Annotated in this window: 18 protein-coding genes and 1 riboswitch; of the genes, 6 read left to right on the forward strand and 12 right to left on the reverse strand. The window is 56.7% G+C overall.

The genetic code is table 11. From position 1 onward, the window contains the following. The first annotated feature begins 29 nt into the window (after positions 1 to 29). A complete protein-coding gene (locus tag QMG44_RS15940) occupies positions 30 to 869 on the forward strand; it encodes an AraC family transcriptional regulator (protein WP_020883647.1) in 840 nt (279 codons plus the stop codon). A gap of 5 nt (positions 870 to 874) precedes the next feature. On the opposite strand, the gene QMG44_RS15945 is transcribed toward QMG44_RS15940, so the two are convergent. The 5 genes from QMG44_RS15945 to QMG44_RS15965 are packed head-to-tail and all read right to left on the reverse strand — an operon-like array spanning position 875 to position 5548. Beyond that, positions 875 to 1762: a MurR/RpiR family transcriptional regulator gene (locus tag QMG44_RS15945; RefSeq protein ID WP_086532109.1), complete on the reverse strand. Its 888-nt coding sequence runs from the start codon at positions 1760 to 1762 to the stop codon at positions 875 to 877. Then, positions 1759 to 2709: an iron-siderophore ABC transporter substrate-binding protein gene (locus QMG44_RS15950; RefSeq protein ID WP_086532909.1), complete on the reverse strand. Its 951-nt coding sequence runs from the start codon at positions 2707 to 2709 to the stop codon at positions 1759 to 1761. Before QMG44_RS15950 ends, QMG44_RS15945 begins: the two co-directional genes overlap by 4 nt. A 9-nt stretch (positions 2710 to 2718) precedes the next feature. Further along, a complete protein-coding gene (locus QMG44_RS15955) occupies positions 2719 to 3759 on the reverse strand; it encodes an iron ABC transporter permease (protein WP_086532108.1) in 1041 nt (346 codons plus the stop codon). Then, positions 3756 to 4739, reverse strand: coding sequence for an iron ABC transporter permease (locus tag QMG44_RS15960; RefSeq protein WP_086532107.1), 984 nt, complete (start codon positions 4737 to 4739; stop codon positions 3756 to 3758). The genes QMG44_RS15955 and QMG44_RS15960 overlap by 4 nt, the downstream gene beginning before the upstream one ends. Further along, positions 4736 to 5548, reverse strand: coding sequence for an ABC transporter ATP-binding protein (locus tag QMG44_RS15965; protein WP_281853200.1), 813 nt, complete (start codon positions 5546 to 5548; stop codon positions 4736 to 4738). Before QMG44_RS15965 ends, QMG44_RS15960 begins: the two co-directional genes overlap by 4 nt. A gap of 384 nt (positions 5549 to 5932) precedes the next feature. On the opposite strand from QMG44_RS15965, the gene QMG44_RS15970 reads away from it, so the two are divergent. After that, positions 5933 to 8074: a TonB-dependent siderophore receptor gene (locus tag QMG44_RS15970; protein WP_047355865.1), complete on the forward strand. Its 2142-nt coding sequence runs from the start codon at positions 5933 to 5935 to the stop codon at positions 8072 to 8074. Positions 8075 to 8157: 83 nt separating this feature from the next. Here QMG44_RS15970 and parE read toward each other — a convergent pair whose 3' ends face one another. The 5 genes from parE to nudF are packed head-to-tail and all read right to left on the reverse strand — an operon-like array spanning position 8158 to position 12566. Further along, complete coding sequence (gene parE / locus QMG44_RS15975; protein ID WP_020883640.1) at positions 8158 to 10050, reverse strand: DNA topoisomerase IV subunit B; 1893 nt, start codon at positions 10048 to 10050, stop codon at positions 8158 to 8160. A gap of 28 nt (positions 10051 to 10078) precedes the next feature. Continuing rightward, on the reverse strand, positions 10079 to 10660 hold the full coding sequence (yqiA, locus tag QMG44_RS15980) for an esterase YqiA (protein WP_032680279.1): 582 nt from the start codon (positions 10658 to 10660) through the stop codon (positions 10079 to 10081). Continuing rightward, positions 10660 to 11487: a 3',5'-cyclic-AMP phosphodiesterase gene (gene cpdA / locus QMG44_RS15985; protein WP_014171641.1), complete on the reverse strand. Its 828-nt coding sequence runs from the start codon at positions 11485 to 11487 to the stop codon at positions 10660 to 10662. The genes yqiA and cpdA overlap by 1 nt, the downstream gene beginning before the upstream one ends. A gap of 27 nt (positions 11488 to 11514) precedes the next feature. Further along, positions 11515 to 11937 (reverse strand): DUF1249 family protein, encoded by a 423-nt coding sequence (locus tag QMG44_RS15990; protein WP_014833293.1) that lies wholly within the window; start codon positions 11935 to 11937, stop codon positions 11515 to 11517. Next, complete coding sequence (gene nudF, locus QMG44_RS15995; protein ID WP_049023322.1) at positions 11934 to 12566, reverse strand: ADP-ribose diphosphatase; 633 nt, start codon at positions 12564 to 12566, stop codon at positions 11934 to 11936. Before nudF ends, QMG44_RS15990 begins: the two co-directional genes overlap by 4 nt. A 204-nt stretch (positions 12567 to 12770) precedes the next feature. Here nudF and tolC point away from each other — a divergent pair, with 204 nt between their 5' ends. From tolC to QMG44_RS16010, 3 genes are all read left to right on the forward strand, one after another. Further along, positions 12771 to 14249 (forward strand): outer membrane channel protein TolC, encoded by a 1479-nt coding sequence (tolC, locus tag QMG44_RS16000; RefSeq protein ID WP_020883637.1) that lies wholly within the window; start codon positions 12771 to 12773, stop codon positions 14247 to 14249. A gap of 190 nt (positions 14250 to 14439) precedes the next feature. Then, positions 14440 to 15105, forward strand: coding sequence for a DUF1190 family protein (locus QMG44_RS16005; RefSeq protein ID WP_014171645.1), 666 nt, complete (start codon positions 14440 to 14442; stop codon positions 15103 to 15105). A 2-nt stretch (positions 15106 to 15107) separates the two neighbouring features. Beyond that, entirely contained in the window at positions 15108 to 16268 is a 1161-nt protein-coding gene (locus tag QMG44_RS16010; protein WP_086532106.1) for a glutathionylspermidine synthase family protein, read from the forward strand. 69 nt (positions 16269 to 16337) lie between these two features. Here the strand turns inward: QMG44_RS16010 and ygiD are convergent, their stop codons facing one another. Further along, a complete protein-coding gene (gene ygiD, locus QMG44_RS16015; RefSeq protein WP_086532105.1) occupies positions 16338 to 17126 on the reverse strand; it encodes a 4,5-DOPA dioxygenase extradiol in 789 nt (262 codons plus the stop codon). A gap of 196 nt (positions 17127 to 17322) precedes the next feature. On the opposite strand from ygiD, the gene zupT reads away from it, so the two are divergent. After that, entirely contained in the window at positions 17323 to 18096 is a 774-nt protein-coding gene (gene zupT, locus QMG44_RS16020; protein ID WP_014171648.1) for a zinc transporter ZupT, read from the forward strand. 67 nt (positions 18097 to 18163) lie between these two features. On the opposite strand, the gene ribB is transcribed toward zupT, so the two are convergent. Continuing rightward, the gene (gene ribB / locus QMG44_RS16025) at positions 18164 to 18817 is read right to left on the reverse strand and encodes a 3,4-dihydroxy-2-butanone-4-phosphate synthase (protein WP_014171649.1); all 654 of its coding nucleotides are present in this window, start codon (positions 18815 to 18817) and stop codon (positions 18164 to 18166) included. 105 nt (positions 18818 to 18922) lie between these two features. Further along, a riboswitch (FMN riboswitch) is annotated at positions 18923 to 19073 on the reverse strand. Positions 19074 to 19107: the final 34 nt, after the last annotated feature.

The following is a 19107-nucleotide window of genomic DNA, read 5'->3' on the forward strand; positions in this document are numbered from 1 at the left end:
GACGGGAAAAAGTTGAGTTTTATTGCACTATGCGCGACACGCCAACATCCGATCATCTGGAGCTGATTACCTTAAATGACACCGTGGTGTCGTTTAGCCGCCTGTTCGCCAATACGGTGCGCTATCACCACTGGCATCAGTGTCTGGAAATTCTCTATGTGGAAGAAGGCTTTGGCGTGGCGATTGTCGATAACCGTCATTACACCATGCGCCCCGGGCGGCTGTTTTTCTTCCCACCGTTTACCCTGCATAAGGTGATGGTGGACGAGAAGGCAGAAGCCCTTTACAGGCGCACCATTATTCATCTCGACCAGCATGCCGTACTGAAAACCCTGCGTGATTTTCCGCAGGCTCAGCAGCGTCTGCAGAAGCTGTCTCGTCGTGGCGGCGAGGCCTGGGTCGCTGACCTGGCGCATTGCCAGAAGCATATCGATTATCTTCTTGGCTGTTATCAGCCGCCGCTGAACAGCGAAAACATTGCCGGGCTGTTGATTAGCCTGTTTGCCATGCTGCCGGATGATAACGACGGTGCCCCGGGGAGCAGTCAAGGGGTGGCAAGCCAGGTGATGTTCTGGCTGGATGAGCACTATCGGGAGAAATTTCGCCTGGATGCGCTGGCGGCTGAGCTGGGGAAATCACGCAGCTATGTATCGCGAAAATTCCATGCGGAAACAGGCGAGAAGATCCACGACTATCTGAATACGCTACGGCTGCGAAAAGCCTGCGAGTACTTACTGCACAGCGATGCCAGCGTGCGTGAGATTGCCGCACGGGTGGGATTTTCCGATGTGACGTGGTTTATCAGCGCCTTTAAAAAAGGGATTGGCGAGACGCCGCTGCAGTACCGGAAAAATCATGGCGCGGCGTGATCCCCTCACCCGCTCTTCTTGCCCGGTTTTAACCCGCGGTGAAATTCGTTAATGCGCTTCATCGACCTGATGGTGCGCTGGGGCTCCGTTGACGCTACAGATAAAATAATCATCTCCAGACACAGCAGCACCGTGCCGTGGAGCGGAATTTTGCCCTTTTCACCGCCGCGCGGAACGTGGATCACCACGCTGGTCTCTTTGCTAAAGCGCGAGTCCGTAGCATTGGTCAGCAATATCGTGGGAATACCCAGCCGTTTCGCTTCACGCAGCGTGGTTTGTCCTTCCCGGTGGGCCGATTTTTGCGCCATCATCACCAGCACGTCGCCGCGCTGTAAGGCTATCAGTTGCTCTGCCAGGCCAATGCCGGTGCGGTTGAGCGCAATAGCGGGCAGGCCGATACGGCTGAACAGCCGGGAAGTGTACTCGGCCAGAATGCCGGAAGCCCCAATCCCAAAGATCGCGACCTGACGTGCCTGCGCCAGCAACGATACCGCCTGCGCCATTGCGTAGCGGTTGTGCGGCTCGGATAGTACGTCACAGGTATGCTGATGCCCTTCCAGCACAAAATCGATGCTCGCGTTCACGTCGCTGGTGAGCGTATTCACCGTGGTGGACATTTTTTCGCTGGAGGAGACCACCGGCCCAAACCACTGCTCCAGAGTCTGCTTCAGGTCACGCAGCCCGGCAAAGCCAAGAGCCTGAATGGCGCGTACCACCGTAGCGTCCGAGGTTTTCAGCAACGCGGCAATCTCCATCGCCGTCTGCTCCATCACCGCTTCGCGGTTTTCATTGATGTAACGCGCAACCTGCAGCAGGCGCGGCGTGAGCTGGTGCCCCCGCGAGCGAAAGCGGTCGCCATAGACATCAACCCGGGCTTTGTCTTTTCTGATCACTGTGACGCCTCCGGCAGCGGTCGACCGACAATCTGCGACTGCACCTGGGCGGCCATCAGTCCTAAGGAGGCAAAGGAGTTCGAGATGGCCTCTTCACGGGAGATCAGTATGTAGTGGCCGGTGCGACAGGCATTGAGGAACTGACACCAGCCAGGCATCACAGCATCCATCGCTGCCAGCTCATCCTGCGGTTTGCCGCCGGTATCCCCGCGCCAGGTGGCAAAGACAAAATCTGCATCCAGCTCGGGCAGACGCTCGGCGCTGACGTCAATTCGACCGCCGTCAGGGATGGACTCAATCAGCGGCGGGAATGTGAATCCTGCGTCGCGCAGCACGCGCCCCAGCGAGTGGTAGCTGTGCATGGCGTTGATTTTGCCCTGGTTGGCCTGTATCACCGACACGGTGATGTTGCGGGTGTCGATGGTCGCTTTCAGGGCGTTAATCTGCTCCTGATAGCGACGTTCAAGGATCTTCAGCCGGGCTTCGGTGCCCGTGAGCTGTGCCAGCTTGCGGTAGATCTCCGGCGCGCCGCCATCGAGATGATCGATACTCACCGTCGGGGCAATTTTCTCCAGCTGTTCAACCGGCGTGTTACGGGTCGGTTCGGTGATGATTAAATCCGGCTTTGCAGCAGCGATGGCCTCGATGTCGATATCCGCGGAGCCGATAAATTTGATGTCGGCATTATCAAAATCAACGCCCGTCAGCATGCCGCTGGCGCGCAGAAAATGGCTACCGTCCGGCCGCGTGCGCCCGTGGCTTGCCACTGGCGGCACGCCGAGCTCAATCAGCGGAATGGTGATATCCAGATCGTGCAGCGAGACAATCCGCTTTGGGTGAAGGGGCACAGTCACCTTGCGGTTCAGATCGTCGGTAAACGTCTGCGTCGGCTCCGACGCACTCACGGTAAACCCCACCAGCAACAACATCGAAAAAAGTATACGCATCACCATCTCCTAAAATCTGTCCCGTCGCTGCCAGAGCAGCAGCAGGAAAAACGGTCCGCCAATCAATGAAATGACTACGCCTGCCGGCAGCTGCAGCGGCAGGAAAGCCAGACGTCCGACGTTATCTGCCAGCAGAACCAGCAGCGCACCCAGCACGGCACTTCCCGCCAGCAGCGCGGTTTGTCCGCCGCGCAGCAGCAGGCGTGCCATATGTGGCGCAATCAGTCCCACAAAACCGATACTGCCCACGCAGGAGACGCAGGCCGCGGTCAGCACCACCGGGGCAAGCACGCGCAGCAGCGCCAGCCGTGAGGTGTGTACGCCAAGCCCCGTTGCGGTGGGGTTGCCCATCAGGGCCACGTCTGCGGCGCGCGCGGTCAACAGCAATAGCGCAAATGCCGGCAGCGTCCAGGCTGCCGCAATGCCCACCAGCGTCCAGTTTGCGGCATGCAGGCTTCCCGCCAGCCACAGCATCGCCGTTTGCACGTCACGCACGTCGGCGGTGGTCATAAAGACCCCCACTGCCGCGGCAAACGCCCAGGAAACACCGATCCCCGTCAGGATAAATCGCGGCCGCGAAATATCGCGCGCCAGCGCCACCACCAGCAGCGCGGTGAGTATGCCCCCCGCCATTCCCGCCAGCGGTCGCCAGGCCAGGCTGAGCGCCGGGAACTGAAAAATCAGCACCAGCACCGCCGCGCTACATCCCTCTTTCACGCCGATAAGCCCCGGGTCGGCAAGGCCATTACGGGTGACAGACTGCATCGCTGCCCCCGCCATGCCGAGCATGGCACCGCATAACACCGCCATCAGCAGACGCGGCAGACGGATATCCATCACGATGTAGCGTGTATCCGCCTCCAGACTTTGCGGATACAGCAGCGCCCGTCCGATGGCCGACGTCGGGATCGGCAGCGAGCCGTGCGTCAGGCCAAACCCGAGCAGGATAAAGGCCGTGAGTGAAATCAGCGCAAGGCAGGCCAGCGCCCTCGGGCGTACCAGCGTTGAAAAGGTGCCAATACGCAACGCGCGCAGTCCGGCCCGGCTCATTTGAACGCCCTCGAGGCCATAAAGATAAAGACGGGAGCACCGACCAGCGCGGTCATAATGCCGGTCGCCAGTTCATTAGGGGTAAACAGCGTGCGGGCGGCGAGATCCGCCAGCAGCAAAACCAACCCTCCACACAGGGCTGAAAGCGGCACCATCACGCGCAGATCCACCGTCACCAGACGCCGTATCAGCTGCGGCACCACGAGGCCAATAAAACCAATCGGCCCGGCAACGGAGACTGCCGCGCCGCACAGCAGCGCGATTGCCAGCAGCGCGAACAGGCGCGTCCTGAGAAGCGATACGCCAAGCCCCTGGGCCATCCGGTCTCCCAGTGCCAGCATATTGAGTGATGGCGACAGCCAGAGCGCAAGGGCGAAACCCGCGCCAGCGGCCCACGAAGCGCTGCGAAGCGTCCCTTCTGTTATCCCGGCCAAATCCCCCGCCAGCCAGGTGCGTAAGGCGAGAAGCGTCTGCTCATCGAGGATCAGGACCGTGGCGGTAATCGAGGAGGCGAACGCCGACATCGCCACCCCGCACAAGGTGACTTTCATCGGCGTCAACCCGGTGCGTCCCGAAGAGGAGAGCATCAGTACCAGCAGAAACAGCCCGGCGGCGCCGGTGGCGGCAATCAACGGGCGACCAAACGGCAGGGTGAACCCGAGTGCACTTGTCAGCACGACGGCCAGCGCGGCGCCAGCATTCAGCCCCAGAATATGTGGCTCACCCAGCGGGTTACGGATAACGGACTGCAGCAAGACGCCTGCCACGCCAAGTGCAGCGCCGGTCAGCATGGCCGCAAGGAGGCGTAACAGGCGCAGCCTGATAATGATGTTATGGTCGAAATTGCGCGGGTCGGAATCGACAAAAGCCTGCACGACCGTCAGGGGAGAAATAACGCGTGCGCCCGTGCCCAGATGTGCAATTGCGCCCATCACCAGCAGCAGCGCAAAAAGCAGAAAAGCCAGTGACGTTCGTATCATGATTTTTCTGCGACCTGGCGAAACGGCATGAAGAACGGTTTGCCGGTGAGCGGATTAACTGACATATGTACGTCAACCTCAAACACCGCTTTGATCAGTTCCGGCGTACAGGTATCGCCCTCGTGAAGCACACCCTCTACTTTCCCCTGGCGTAAAAAGACCAGGGAATCACCGTAGTTCACCGCGAAGTTAAGATCGTGCAGCACCACCACGACGGTGCGCCCGTGCTGGCGGGTCAGCGTATGCAGCAGTTCAAGGATTTCCACCTGATAGCGGAGGTCAAGAAACGTTGTCGGCTCGTCGAGCAGGATATAGGGCGTTTGCTGCGCCAGCGCCATCGCAATCCAGCAGCGCTGACGCTGGCCGCCGGAAAGGCTTTCCACCGGCAAATGGGCAAACTCCGCCGTACCGGTCAGGCGCAGTGCCTCTTCCACGGCCTGCTCGTCTTCGTCACTCCACTGGCGCATAAAATTTTGCCAGGGGAAACGCCCGCGCGAAACCAGCTCAAACACGGTTAACCCTTCCGGCAACAGCGGTGACTGCGGCAGAATGCCCAGCTGACGGGCGACCGCTTTGGTTGGCTGTTGATGAATGGCTTTGCCATCCAGCAGCGCAGCTCCCCCGAGCGGTTGCAGCAAACGTGCGATCGTGCTCAGTAGCGTGGATTTTCCACAGCCTTTCGCGCCCACCAGAACGGTTATTTTCTGTGGGGGGATCGCAAGCGAGATCTCATCGACGATGATTTTTTTCTGATAGCCAGCAGAGAGGTTCTCAAGAACCAGCCCTGACTTATTCGTGTTGTGAGCCACGTGAACGCCAACTTAATAAAAAACTAACAAATAAAAATAAAACTCATTCTCTTTTGAGAGAATGCCGCTGCGCCATGTAGTAGTCAAGAGAAGAAACACCCTTAAAACCCCAGGGTTATCGTGCAGGAACGGGAAAACCGCTAAACGAATTAATTAATTTATTTTCAACAAGTTAATTGCTTACCACGCTAAGTATCAGAGGGGGCGTACTGCTGTAGTCGATTTTTGCTTTTTTCCATTTACTACTACATCAGCGCATGATTGAATGATTCTCAATTACATGTTCGATGCCAGCGATGGCTAACGAGCAGACCGTAAAGGGCAATGACTCACACATTCTTCCGTGAAGCTTCATTCGCGGGATATTTCGGGAAAACAGATGTAATGGCTACGTTCACTCCTTCACTCTCTGGGGTAAAAGGGCGCGCGCTCTTTTCACTGCTGTTTATGGCGCCGCTGGTGCAGGCAGCAGACAACACCGCGGCTCAGGACGGCGAAACGCTTACCGTCACCGCCGATCCTAATGCCGTGGCCGATGCCACCAACGGCTATCAGCCGCTGAACACCTCCACCGCCACGCTGACCAATATGCCGATGCTGGATATCCCGCAGGTGGTAAATACTGTCAGCGATAAAGTGCTGGAAGATCAGCACGCTACCACGCTGGATGAAGCCCTCTATAACGTCAGTAACGTGGTGCAGACCAACACGCTGGGCGGCACGCAGGATGCGTTTGTACGCCGTGGATTTGGCGCGAACCGCGACGGTTCAATCATGACCAACGGCCTGCGCACCGTTCTGCCGCGCAGCTTTAACGCGGCCACCGAGCGTGTGGAAGTCCTCAAGGGACCGGCCTCAACGCTGTACGGCATCCTCGATCCGGGAGGGCTTATCAATGTGGTCACCCGACGTCCGGAAAAACAGTTTGGCGGTTCGATCTCGGGCACCTCCTCAAGTTTTGGCGGCGGTACCGGCCAGCTCGATGTCACGGGTCCCATTGAAGGAACGCGCCTGGCTTACCGCCTGACGGGCGAGTACCAGGACGAAGATTACTGGCGAAGTTTCGGCAAGGCGCGCAGCACCTTTATCGCGCCCTCGCTGACCTGGTTTGGTGATGACGCCACCGTGACCGTGCTCTATTCACATCGTGATTATAAGACGCCGTTCGATCGCGGTACGATCTTCGATCTCACGACCAAACAGCCGGTGAATGTTGACCGTAAAACCCGGTTTGACGAGCCGTTCAACATTACCGATGGCCAGTCCGATCTGGCGCAGCTCAACGCGGAATACCGCCTTAACAGCCAGTGGACGGCGAAGTTCGATTACAGCTACAGCCAGGATAAATACAGCGATAACCAGGCGCGGGTGATGGCCTATGACGCGAAAACCGGCAACCTGACCCGTCGTGTCGATGCGACGCAAGGATCAACGCAGCGCATGCATTCCACCCGTGCAGACCTGCAGGGGAACGTGGATATCGCGGGCTTTTACAATGAGATCCTGACCGGCGTGTCGTATGAGAATTACGACCTGCTGCGCACGGATATGATTCGCTGTAAGAATGTAAAAGATTTCAATATTTACCATCCGTCTTACGGCAATCTGAGCAAGTGTACGACCGTTTCCGCCGCGGACAGCGATCAGACGCTCAAACAGGAGAGTTACTCCGCTTATGCTCAGGACGCCCTGTACCTGACGGATAAATGGATTGCCGTCGCGGGGCTGCGTTATCAGTATTACACCCAGTACGCGGGCAAGGGCCGGCCGTTCAACGTCAATACCGACAGCCGCGACGAGCAGTGGACGCCAAAGCTGGGGCTGGTCTACAAGCTCACGCCATCCGTCTCGCTGTTTGCTAACTACGCCCAGACGTTTATGCCGCAATCGTCCATCGCGAGCTACATTGGCGACCTGCCGCCAGAAACGTCCAATGCCTACGAAGTCGGCGCTAAATTTGACCTGTTCAACGGCATTACCGCCAACATCGCGTTGTTTGATATCCACAAGCGCAACGTGCTGTACACCGAAAGCGTGGCGGGTGAAAACATTGCTAAAACCGCTGGCCGCGTGCGCTCGCAGGGCGTGGAAGTGGATCTGGCTGGCTCTCTGACCGAGAACACCAATATTATTGCCAGCTATGGCTACACCGATGCGAAAGTGCTGGAAGACCCGGATTACGCCGGCAAACCACTGCCAAACGTGCCGCGCCATACCGGTTCGCTGTTCCTGACGTACGATATTCACAACGTCATCGGCGGGAATACCCTGACAATCGGCGGCGGTGGACACGGCGTGAGCCGTCGCTCCGCGACCAACGGTGCGGATTATTATTTGCCAGGGTACGTTGTTGCTGATGCCTTTGCGGCCTATAAAATGAAGCTACAGTATCCGGTGACGCTGCAGGTCAACGTGAAGAACCTGTTTGATAAGACCTACTACACCTCGTCGATTGCGACCAATAACCTCGGCAACCAGCCAGGCGATCCGCGTGAAGTGCAGTTTACGGTGAAGATGGAATTTTGATGTAAAAAAGCCCGGTGGCGCTAGCGCCTACCGGGCCTTCGTTTCATCCCCTCTCCCAACGGGAGAGGAGTAAAGAGAGGGCATCAGGCCTCAATATCCGCCATATCGCCTTTTTCCTGCAGCCAGTTGCGTCGGTCTTCCGAACGCTTCTTGGCAAGCAGCATATCCATCATGGCGTTGGTTTGCTGTTCGTCTTCGTCGCTGATGGTCAATTGCACCAGGCGGCGGGTGTTTGGATCCAGCGTGGTTTCGCGCAACTGCATCGGGTTCATCTCGCCCAGCCCTTTAAAGCGCTGCACGTTCGGTTTGCCCTTCTTACGCTTGAGCTGTTCCAGTACGCCCGCTTTTTCCTCTTCCGTCAGCGCGTAGTAAACTTCTTTGCCGAGGTCGATACGGTAGAGCGGCGGCAGCGCCACGTGGACGTGACCGTTTTTCACCAGCGTCCTGAAGTGCTTCACAAACAGCGCGCACAGAAGCGTAGCGATGTGCAGACCATCGGAGTCCGCATCCGCGAGGATACAGATCTTACCGTAGCGCAGCTGGCTCAGATCGTCGCTGTCCGGATCGATGCCGATCGCAACGGAGATATCATGCACTTCCTGCGAGGCCAGCACTTCATCCGACGACACTTCCCAGGTGTTCAGGATCTTACCCTTGAGCGGCATGATCGCCTGATATTCACGATCGCGCGCCTGCTTGGCAGAGCCCCCTGCCGAGTCCCCTTCCACGAGGAACAGCTCGGTGCGGTTCAGATCCTGCGCGGTACAGTCCGCCAGCTTGCCCGGAAGCGCCGGGCCACTGGTCAGTTTTTTACGTACCACCTTCTTGGCAGCACGCAGGCGTCGCTGGGCGCTGGAAATGGCCATTTCTGCCAGCATCTCGGCGGCCTGCACGTTCTGGTTCAGCCACAGGGTGAAAGCATCTTTGACCACGCCGGAGACGAACGCCGCACACTGACGTGAGGACAAACGTTCTTTGGTCTGACCGGCGAACTGCGGATCCTGCATCTTCACCGACAGGACGTAGGCGCAGCGATCCCAGATATCTTCCGCCGACAGCTTCACGCCGCGGGGCAGAATGTTGCGGTATTCGCAGAACTCGCGCATTGCATCCAGCAGCCCCTGACGCAGACCGTTGACGTGCGTACCGCCAAGCATAGTCGGGATCAGGTTGACGTAGCTTTCGGTCAGCAGCTCGCCGCCTTCTGGCAGCCACAACAGCGCCCAGTCCACCGCTTCCGTATCACCGGTGAAATTACCGACAAACGGTTTTTCCGGCAGGGTTGGCAGGCCGTTAACGGCTTCGCACAGATAGTCGTTTAGACCGTCTTCATAGCGCCAGGTCTGTTCGGTGTTGTTGACGTTATCTTTAAAGGTAATTTCCACGCCAGGGCACAGTACCGCTTTGGCTTTCAGCAGGTGCGTCAGGCGTGAAACAGAGAAACGAGGACTGTCGAAGAAGCTTTCGTCAGGCCAGAAGTGAACGCTGGTCCCGGTATTGCGCTTGCCGCACGTGCCGACGACCTGCAGATCCTGCACCTTCTCGCCGTTTTCAAAGGCGATGTTATACACCTGGCCGTCGCGGCGGACGTTGACTTCCACGCGTCTGGACAGGGCGTTAACCACGGAGATCCCCACGCCGTGCAAACCACCCGAGAACTGGTAGTTTTTGTTGGAGAACTTACCGCCCGCATGAAGACGACAGAGGATCAGCTCAACGGCTGGCACACCCTCTTCCGGGTGGATGTCCACCGGCATGCCGCGTCCGTCGTCGATGACTTCCAGCGACTGATCGGCATGGAGGATGACGTCAACGCGTTTGGCATGGCCAGCCAGCGCTTCATCCACACTGTTATCAATAACTTCCTGGCCCAGATGGTTTGGGCGTGTCGTATCGGTGTACATCCCAGGGCGGCGGCGAACCGGCTCAAGCCCGGTGAGTACCTCAATGGCATCAGCGTTATAGGTTTGCGTCATGATTTAAACTAGCAGTTCGCATTGATTGTCAGTGGCTGTGCAGTCCAAGAAAATCGACAATCTGGGTGAAATGATTCTCAAAGCCCGTGAAAGCATGGTTTCCGCCTTCTTCTATAGTCTGGCGGCAGGATGCGTAATACGCCACTGCCTGGCGGTAATCCAGCACTTCATCACCCGTCTGTTGCAGCAACCAGATAAGATCGGGCGCTTCAAGCGGGTCTACCTGCATAACTTTGAGATCGTAAATATGGCGTGACTCTAGCACATATTGTTGGCCGGTGTAGGGGTTCTCGTTTTGCCCGAGAAAGTCCCGCAGCAGCTCAAATGGCCGAACCGCCGGGTTAACCACCACCGCAGGCAGCATAAAACATTGCGAGAGCCAGGTGGCGTAATATCCGCCCAGCGAAGAACCGACCACGCCGAACGATTCGCCGCCGTGTTCCATCACTACCGATTCCAGCATTTCTGCGGCTTCCGCCGGGTAAGGCGGCAGTTGAGGGACGATCATCTCAACGTGCGGGTGATGTTCGCTTAGCCACTGGCGAAACTGCGTCGCTTTCGCGGAACGCGGCGAACTGTTGAATCCGTGCAGATAGAGGAGCGTAGACATCAATAGCCTTCTGAAGCGGTGTCCGGGCGGAATTTTGCGCCGGTTAAACGGCAGACTTCCGTGGTGAGCAGGCCATCGGGATGCAGTTCGAGCCAGCGCCAGCCCGGTGCGATGGTGTCCAGGGTAAAGTTTGCGCAATGCGGCTTGAACTGAACGCAGGTCGAGGGCGTGGCCAGCAGTCGGCGGCCATTCCAGTCGAGATCCTGTTCCTGATGAATATGTCCGCACAGGAGATTCTGCACCCGCGGGAATTTCGCCAGCACTCTGTCCAGCGCGGCAGAGTTGCGCAGGCTGTGTTGATCAAGCCAGCTACAGCCTGCCGGCAAAGGATGATGATGCAGCAACAGCAGCGTATGACGTTCAGGTTCGGCAGACAGTTTGGTCTCAAGCCAGTCGAGTTGAAAGTCGCTTAACTCACCGTGTGGGACGCCAAAGACCTGGCTGTCCAGCAGCAGGATCTGCCAGTGGTCACCCACAAAAACACATTTTGCCGGAGAGATCCCCGCATCCTGCAGCGAGCTGTACATGGCAGGCTGGAAATCGTGGTTTCCCGGTAGCCAGACGCAAGGCACGCTAAAACTCGCGATGCCTTCAGCGAAATGCTGGTAGGCCGCGGAGGATTGGTCCTGCGCCAGATCGCCCGTCGCGACAATCAGATCGCATGGGCGATTTTCAGCGTGAATGGCGCTAAGTACCGCCTGATAGCTCTCCCAGGTATTCACCCCAAGCAGAGTTTCATGCTTTTCGGCAAAAAGGTGGGTATCGGTGATTTGTAATATCCTGACTGGTGCCCCACCAGCAACAGTCAGGTTCAACAGGCTTTCCAAATGGTGTCCTTAGGTAGGTTTATGACGCTAACAAACCGGAATCGCCATTGCTCCATGTGCTAAACAATATCTTAGCCAGTCGGCTAAAAACTGGTTAATTTGATGCTTTTCGTCGCGTTGATGCAACTTTTTATTCGGATAATCATACCGCGCTTTGAAGCGAAAGATCTGCTGGCTTGAACACACTTCAGCGACCATCGCGTCATGGTAAAGGCGCACCGTCATCGACGGCAGGCTCCAGTAGCTAATGCTGGGCGCCGTTTGTTCAATTTCGACAAGCGTAGTGTAGCGCGTTGATTCTGTTATCGTTAATCGATACTGCGCGTTGCTCACCTGATAGCTCACCGTTTCGCCGGGTGCGTCGTTTTTCGGCAGCAGGCGGCGCAATTGTGCGAAATTGGTTTCGCACAGGCGCATCATTTCTGGGAAGTCAGGTGTATAACGCTTCATTTTTTCCACTCGTTTCGTAAAGTCAGATAATGCAGTTGCAGCCATTGCAGAGCGATGACAGACGCTGCGTTGTCGATTTTCCCCTCTTCTACCCACTGATAAGCCTGCTCCCGACTCACCACATGAACCCGAATATCTTCGTTTTCATCTGCCAGACCGTGGATCCCTTCCGCCGTCGTGGCGTCCACTTCGCCCACCATAATGGACAAGCGCTCGCTGGTGCCGCCTGGGCTTGCCAGATAACTCAGCACCGGTTTTGTCCGGCCAACCACCAGCCCCGCCTCTTCCAGCGCCTCGCGGCGGGCAACGTCTTCGACCGATTCGCCCTCTTCAATCATGCCGGCCACCATCTCCAGCAGCCAGGGGCTGACGCTGACGTCATACGCGGCAATGCGGATCTGCTCCACCAGCACGACTTCATCACGCACTGGGTCAAAGGGTAGCAAGACTGCCGCATGCCCGCGCTCAAAAATTTCGCGTCTGATTTCACCGCTCATTTCGCCGTTAAACAGGCGATGCCTGAAACGGTAAAGTTCCATTGAAAAAAAACCGCTATAAAGCGTTTCTCGTGCAATAATTTCTACATCGTTTTTCGCGAATGTCACGGGCAAGTTTTCTGGTTTTTGCATGAGTCGAGTCCTGGTAGCAATGGTGATGAAATTATGAATTTCAAGGCTGTTTGGCTGCCGTTTGTAAGGCTATATGGTAGATTGGTGCAAATTACCGCCAGATGGCACGTAACGCCAACCTTTTGGTATGGAAGATTCTGTTAGAATCGGCAATTATTTTTTAATTAGATCAGCGCTAATACTGCTTCACAACAAGGAATGCAAATGAAGAAATTGCTCCCCATCCTTATCGGCCTGAGCCTGACGGGCTTCAGTGCAATGAGCCAGGCGGAAAACCTGTTACAGGTCTACCAGCAGGCACGTCTGGGCAACCCTGATTTACGTAAATCAGCGGCCGATCGTGATGCTGCGTTTGAAAAGATTAACGAAGCGCGTAGCCCATTGCTGCCACAGTTAGGTTTAGGTGCAGATTATACCTACAGCAACGGCTTCCGCGACGCCAATGGCGTTAACTCCAATGCTACCAGCGCCTCACTGCAATTAACACAGACGCTGTTTGATATGTCCAAATGGCGTGCCCTGACCCTGCAGGAAAAGAGCGCGGGCATCCAGGACGTGACGTATCAGACCGATCAGCAGACGCTGATCCTGAACACCGCCACCGCATACTTCAACGTGCTGAGCGCAATTGACTCGCTCTCCTACACCGAAGCGCAGAAACAGGCGATTTACCGCCAGTTAGATCAAACCACCCAGCGTTTCAATGTGGGTCTGGTGGCAATCACTGACGTTCAGAACGCCCGTTCACAATACGATAGCGTCCTGGCCAACGAAGTGACCGCACGTAACAACCTCGATAACGCGCTGGAATCCCTGCGTCAGGTTACCGGGAATTACTACCCTGAGCTGGCGTCTTTGAACGTCGACAGCTTCAAAACGGATAAACCGCAGGCCGTTAACGCCCTGCTGAAAGAAGCGGAAAACCGCAACCTGACGTTACTGCAGGCGCGTCTGAGCCAGGATCTGGCCCGCGAGCAAATCCGTCAGGCACAGGACGGCCACCTGCCGACCCTGAGCCTGAGCGCGTCTACGGGCGTGTCTGATACCACTTACAGTGGTTCTAAAACGAACACCTCCCAGTACGACGACAGCAACATGGGTCAGAACAAAGTGGGTCTGAACTTCTCGCTGCCACTGTATCAGGGCGGCCAGGTGACCTCTCAGGTGAAACAGGCGCAGTACAACTTTGTTGGCGCGAGCGAACAGCTGGAAAGTGCCCACCGCAACGTGGTACAGACCGTTCGTTCGTCCTTCAACAACGTGAATGCCTCTATCAGCAGCATCAACGCCTATAAACAGGCCGTAGTGTCTGCGCAGAGCTCTCTTGATGCCATGGAAGCGGGTTACTCCGTGGGTACGCGTACCATCGTTGACGTCCTGGATGCGACCACCACGCTGTACAACGCGAAACAGCAGCTCTCCAGCGCACGTTATCAGTACCTGATCAACCAGCTGAACATCAAACAGGCGCTGGGTACGTTGAACGAGCAGGATCTTCAGATGCTGAACAGCACCCTGGGTAAACCTGTCTCTACTTCTCCGGAAAATGTTGCGCCAGAGAACCCTGAGCAGGTTGCCGCCGTTGATAACTTCAACGGTAACGGTGCTGCACCTGCCGCGCAGCCAGCTGCCGCACGTACGACTGCACCCGCCAGCAGCGGTAACAATCCGTTCCGCAATTAAGCATGTCATCGGGCCCACTGCGGCCTGATGCCCTCGCCATACCCCTCTCCTTTCGGGAGAGGGCGTACGCAAATCACACCTGAACGTAAGCCAACGTAAAGATCCCCCTCATTCCGGCCATCATCGCTTCATTTTCAACCACTCATCCTCTATCCTGAGCGTTATTACCACTGGGTCCAGGAAGACAACGATGAAACGGACAAAATCTATCAATCACGCTTCGTTCCGCAAAAGCTGGAACGCGCGTCATCTCACCCCTGTTGCGCTGGCCGTCACGGCTGTCTTTATGCTTGCAGGCTGTGAGAAAAGCGATGAAACAGTTTCGCTTTATCAAAACGCGGACGACTGCTCTGCTGCAACCGGCAACGCCGCAGAGTGTAAAACGGCGTATACCAACGCCCTGAAAGAGGCGGAACGTACTGCGCCGAAATATGCTTCACGTGAAGACTGCGTGGCAGAGTTCGGTGAAGGTCAGTGTCAGCAGGCACCGGCTCAGGCAGGCACAGCCCCTGAAAACCAGGCACAGGCCCAGTCCAGCGGCAGTTTCTGGATGCCGCTGATGGCAGGTTACATGATGGGCCGCCTGATGAGTGGTGGTGCGGGTTACCAGCAGCAGCCGCTGTTTAGCTCGAAAAACCCGGCCAGCCCGGCTTATGGGCAATATACCGATGCCAGCGGCAAAGGCTATGGCGCAGCCACCCCTGGCCGCTCCGTAACCGTACCGAAAACGGCGATGGCTCCGAAACCCGCGACCACCAGCACCATTACCCGTGGCGGGTTCGGTGAGTCTGTGGCGAAACAGACCAGCATGCAGCGTAGCGCGTCAGGCACGTCCACTCGCTCAATGGGCGGCTGATCATGGAACGAGTCAGTATCACCGAGCGCCCGGACTGGCGCGAAAAAGCGACCGAATACGGTTTTAACTTCCACACGATGTACGGCGAGCCATACTGGTGTGAAGACGCTTACTACAAGCTCACGCTTGCCCAGGTTGAGAAACTGGAAGAGGTGACCGCCGAGCTGCACCAGATGTGCCTGAAAGTGGTGGATAAAGTCATCGACAGCGACGCGCTGATGGTGAAGTTCCGCATTCCGAAGCACACCTGGAGTTTCGTCCGCCAGTCGTGGAAAACCCACCAGCCTTCGCTTTACTCACGTCTCGATCTGGCGTGGGACGGCGTGGGCGATCCTAAGCTTCTGGAAAACAATGCTGATACGCCAACCTCGCTGTACGAAGCGGCGTTCTTCCAGTGGATCTGGCTGGAAGACCAGGCCAATGCCGGCAACCTGCCGCAAGGCAGCGACCAGTTCAACAGCCTGCAGGAAAAGCTGATTGAGCGTTTCGCCGAACTGCGCGAACAGCATGGTTTTAATCTGCTGCACCTTGCCTGCTGCCGCGACACGGAAGAAGACCGTGGCACGGTGCAATATCTGCAGGACTGCGCGGCCGAAGCTGAAGTGGCGACCGAGTTCCTCTATATCGAAGATATCGGCCTGGGTGAGAAAGGTCAGTTTACTGACCTGCAGGATCAGGTGATAAGCAACCTGTTCAAGCTCTACCCGTGGGAATACATGCTGCGTGAAATGTTCTCCACCAAGCTGGAAGACGCCGGCGTGCGCTGGCTGGAGCCGGCGTGGAAGAGCATCATCTCCAACAAAGCCCTGCTGCCGATGCTGTGGGAGATGTTCCCGAACCATCCGAATCTGCTGCCGGCTTACTTTGCGGAAGACGATCACCCGCCGATGGAGAAATACGTCGTTAAACCGATCTTCTCCCGTGAAGGGGCGAACGTGTCGATTATTGAAAATGGCAAAACGCTGGAAGCCGTTGAAGGGCCTTACGGCGAGGAAGGAATGATCGTCCAGGCGTTTTATCAACTGCCGAAGTTTGGTGACAGCTATACCCTGATTGGCAGCTGGCTCATCAACGATCAGCCAGCCGGGATTGGCATCCGCGAAGATCGCGCGCTGATCACGCAGGATCTATCACGGTTCTATCCGCACATTTTTGTCGAGTGATCGGGTGTGCCGGGGTGCGAGCGGAAGCCCTCACCCCGGCCCTTTCTCTTTGGGAAAGGCACGCATACGTTATCCAATCTGCACCGACAACATACTTAAGCTTCCCATCTCAATGCCATCGACCGGTATGCTGATCGGCTCCTGACCATCCCACGCGCCCAGTACATACAGCAACGGCAGGAAGTGTTCCGGCGTCGGGTTAGAGAGTGAACCGCCTTCGTGATCCAGATAGTTCACCAGCGGATGCTCCTCAACCGGCCCTTGCCAGGTCAGATTCGCTTTCACGTAATCGTTAAAAGATGTCGCCCACGGGTATGGCGTGTTCTCACCGTGCCAGCGCGCTGTACGCAGGTTATGTACCACGTTGCCGCTTGCGATCAGCATGATGCCCTCGTCGCGTAAGGTCGCCAGTTTTCGCCCCATCTCCAGGTGCCAGGCCGCCGGTTTAGTGCTGTCGATACTCAACTGCACCATTGGGATGTCCGCCTCGGGATACATCTTTATCAGTACGCCCCACGAGCCATGGTCAAAGCCCCAGGCTTCGTTATCCAGCGCCACAGGCACAGGCGCGAGTAATTCCACCAGCTGTCGAGCCAGCGCTGGCGAGCCGGGTGCCGGATAGTGCGTGTCGTACAACGCCTGCGGGAAGCCGCCGAAATCATGAATGGTTTTTGGCGTTTCCATTGCGGTTACGCCCGTGCCCCGGGTAAACCAGTGTGCAGACACCACCACAATCGCTTTCGGACGCGGTAGCGTCTCGCCCAGATGACGCCATAATCGGGTATAGACGTTGTCTTCCAGAACGTTCATTGGGCTACCGTGGCCTAAAAACAGTGCTGGCATACGGGAAGAAGTCATGGTGATATCCTTACAGAAGGTGTCAATTTAATGGTTCTACATTACGCGCAATCTCGCCCGGATGAACGCTGATAAGCGTGAAGATCATCATCAGGAAATTTGAATGTAAGGAATGTGTAAAGCAGGGTTTCACCTCTCGCTTTGACCGAAATGAACCATTAATATTAATGATAATCATTATCATAAGGAGCAATGCATGTCAGTCCCCTTGATCCTGACTATACTGGCGGGCGCCGCAACGTTCATCGGTGCCATTCTCGGTGTGCTTGGTCAAAAGCCGTCTAACCGCGTGCTGGCCTTCTCATTGGGCTTTGCTGCCGGGATCATGCTGCTCATCTCTCTGATGGAGATGCTCCCTGCCGCACTGGGCACCGAAGGCATGTCTCCGGTGCTGGGGTATGGCATGTTTGTATTCGGCCTGCTTGGCTACTTTGCCCTCGACCGCATGCTGCCGCACGCGCATCCGCAGGATTTAATGCAAAAAAGCGTGACCCCGATGCCGCGCAATATTAAGCGCACGGCCATTCTGTTAACGCTCGGCATAAGCCTGCACAACTTCCCGGAAGGCGTGGCAACCTATGTCACCGCCAGCAGCAATCTGGAGATGGGCTTTGGTATCGCCCTGGCGGTAGCTTTGCACAATATTCCTGAAGGACTGGCAGTGGCCGGGCCGGTTTATGCCGCCACGGGCTCGAAACGGACCGCGGTCTTCTGGGCGGGGATCTCGGGGATGGCCGAAATTCTCGGCGGCGTGCTGGCGTGGTTGATTCTGGGCAGTCTGGTCTCGCCTGTGGTGATGGCCGCTATCATGGCCGCCGTGGCCGGGATAATGGTGGCGCTCTCCGTGGATGAGCTGATGCCGCTGGCGAAAGAGATCGATCCGAATAATAACCCGAGCTATGGCGTGCTGTGCGGCATGTCGGTGATGGGCTTGAGCCTGGTGCTGCTGCAAACAGCAGGGATCGGCTAAGACAATCGCGCATTAACGTCTCACAACAAAAAAGCCGGGTTTCCCCGGCTTTTTCACATCAGCCCTTTCAGCTGGCTTTGCGCGCGTGCGCCTGGCGATACTCCACCAGATCTTCAATCGTCACCACGGGCATATTATGCAGACGGGCAAAGGTGATGCACTCCGGCGCACGTGCCATGGTGCCATCGTCGTTGGTGAGTTCACACAGTACGCCCGCAGGTTTAAAGCCTGCCAGGGTCACGAGGTCAATGGTCGCTTCGGTGTGACCGCCACGGGTCAATACACCGCCAGCCTGCGCACGCAATGGGAAGACGTGGCCTGGACGATGCAGGTCTGATGGCTTCGCATCATCGGCAATCGCGGCACGTACGGTGGTCAGACGGTCAGCCGCCGACACACCGGTGGTCACGCCATGTGCCGCTTCGATGGTCACGGTAAAACCGGTTCCAAAGGCGCTGGTGTTGTTTTCAACCATCATGGGCAGGTCGAGCTGCTTACGACGGTCTTCGTTGATACACAGGCACACGATGCCGCTACCGTGACGGATGGTCAGCGCCATCTGCTCAACGGTCATGTTTTCGGCGGCGAAAATCATGTCGCCTTCATTTTCACGGTTTTCATCGTCAAGCACCATCACGCCGCGGCCTTCGCGCAGTGCATCCAGTGCATGTTCAACACGTTCAATAGAAGTGCCAAAAGAGGAAAGTAGCGTCTGATTCATGGTAAAAAAACCTCATTAACATTATGGTTACCAGAATCAGGGCAGTCTTAGGAGCGCCGTATTAGCGGCAAAAAGATAACGTGAGCGGGCCAGGCCCGACTTGATCGTTACTCTCTCCCATCCGGACTCTAACCGTCGGCCCCGGAATTACACCGGATCTGCTGTCCTTTGAGTGGTGACCCAAAGCGCTCGCGGGCTTTCAGCGTTACGCTGATTTACCGCCGGTGGGGAATTTCGCCCCGCCCTGAGAATAAGCGAGATAACTATAACGCGATTGATTACCCTGGGCA

Origin of the sequence: Enterobacter sp. 200527-13 (assembly GCF_027924865.1) — a bacterium.
In the GTDB taxonomy this organism is placed as follows: Bacteria; Pseudomonadota; Gammaproteobacteria; order Enterobacterales; family Enterobacteriaceae; genus Enterobacter; species Enterobacter ludwigii.

What these genes read in the sequence shown, in the direction of transcription:
- QMG44_RS15950 (WP_086532909.1), bottom strand. Translation starts at nt 2,709, where the DNA reads ATGCGTATACTTTTTTCGATGTTGTTGCTGGTGGGGTTTACCGTGAGT.
- QMG44_RS15955 (WP_086532108.1), bottom strand. Translation starts at nt 3,759, where the DNA reads ATGAGCCGGGCCGGACTGCGCGCGTTGCGTATTGGCACCTTTTCAACG.
- QMG44_RS15960 (WP_086532107.1), bottom strand. Translation starts at nt 4,739, where the DNA reads ATGATACGAACGTCACTGGCTTTTCTGCTTTTTGCGCTGCTGCTGGTG.
- tolC (WP_020883637.1), top strand. Translation starts at nt 12,771, where the DNA reads ATGAAGAAATTGCTCCCCATCCTTATCGGCCTGAGCCTGACGGGCTTC.
- QMG44_RS16005 (WP_014171645.1), top strand. Translation starts at nt 14,440, where the DNA reads ATGAAACGGACAAAATCTATCAATCACGCTTCGTTCCGCAAAAGCTGG.
- QMG44_RS15970 (WP_047355865.1), top strand. Translation starts at nt 5,933, where the DNA reads ATGGCTACGTTCACTCCTTCACTCTCTGGGGTAAAAGGGCGCGCGCTC.
- yqiA (WP_032680279.1), bottom strand. Translation starts at nt 10,660, where the DNA reads ATGTCTACGCTCCTCTATCTGCACGGATTCAACAGTTCGCCGCGTTCC.
- QMG44_RS15940 (WP_020883647.1), top strand. Translation starts at nt 30, where the DNA reads ATGCGCGACACGCCAACATCCGATCATCTGGAGCTGATTACCTTAAAT.
- QMG44_RS16010 (WP_086532106.1), top strand. Translation starts at nt 15,108, where the DNA reads ATGGAACGAGTCAGTATCACCGAGCGCCCGGACTGGCGCGAAAAAGCG.
- ygiD (WP_086532105.1), bottom strand. Translation starts at nt 17,126, where the DNA reads ATGACTTCTTCCCGTATGCCAGCACTGTTTTTAGGCCACGGTAGCCCA.
- parE (WP_020883640.1), bottom strand. Translation starts at nt 10,050, where the DNA reads ATGACGCAAACCTATAACGCTGATGCCATTGAGGTACTCACCGGGCTT.
- QMG44_RS15990 (WP_014833293.1), bottom strand. Translation starts at nt 11,937, where the DNA reads ATGAAGCGTTATACACCTGACTTCCCAGAAATGATGCGCCTGTGCGAA.
- zupT (WP_014171648.1), top strand. Translation starts at nt 17,323, where the DNA reads ATGTCAGTCCCCTTGATCCTGACTATACTGGCGGGCGCCGCAACGTTC.
- ribB (WP_014171649.1), bottom strand. Translation starts at nt 18,817, where the DNA reads ATGAATCAGACGCTACTTTCCTCTTTTGGCACTTCTATTGAACGTGTT.
- nudF (WP_049023322.1), bottom strand. Translation starts at nt 12,566, where the DNA reads ATGCAAAAACCAGAAAACTTGCCCGTGACATTCGCGAAAAACGATGTA.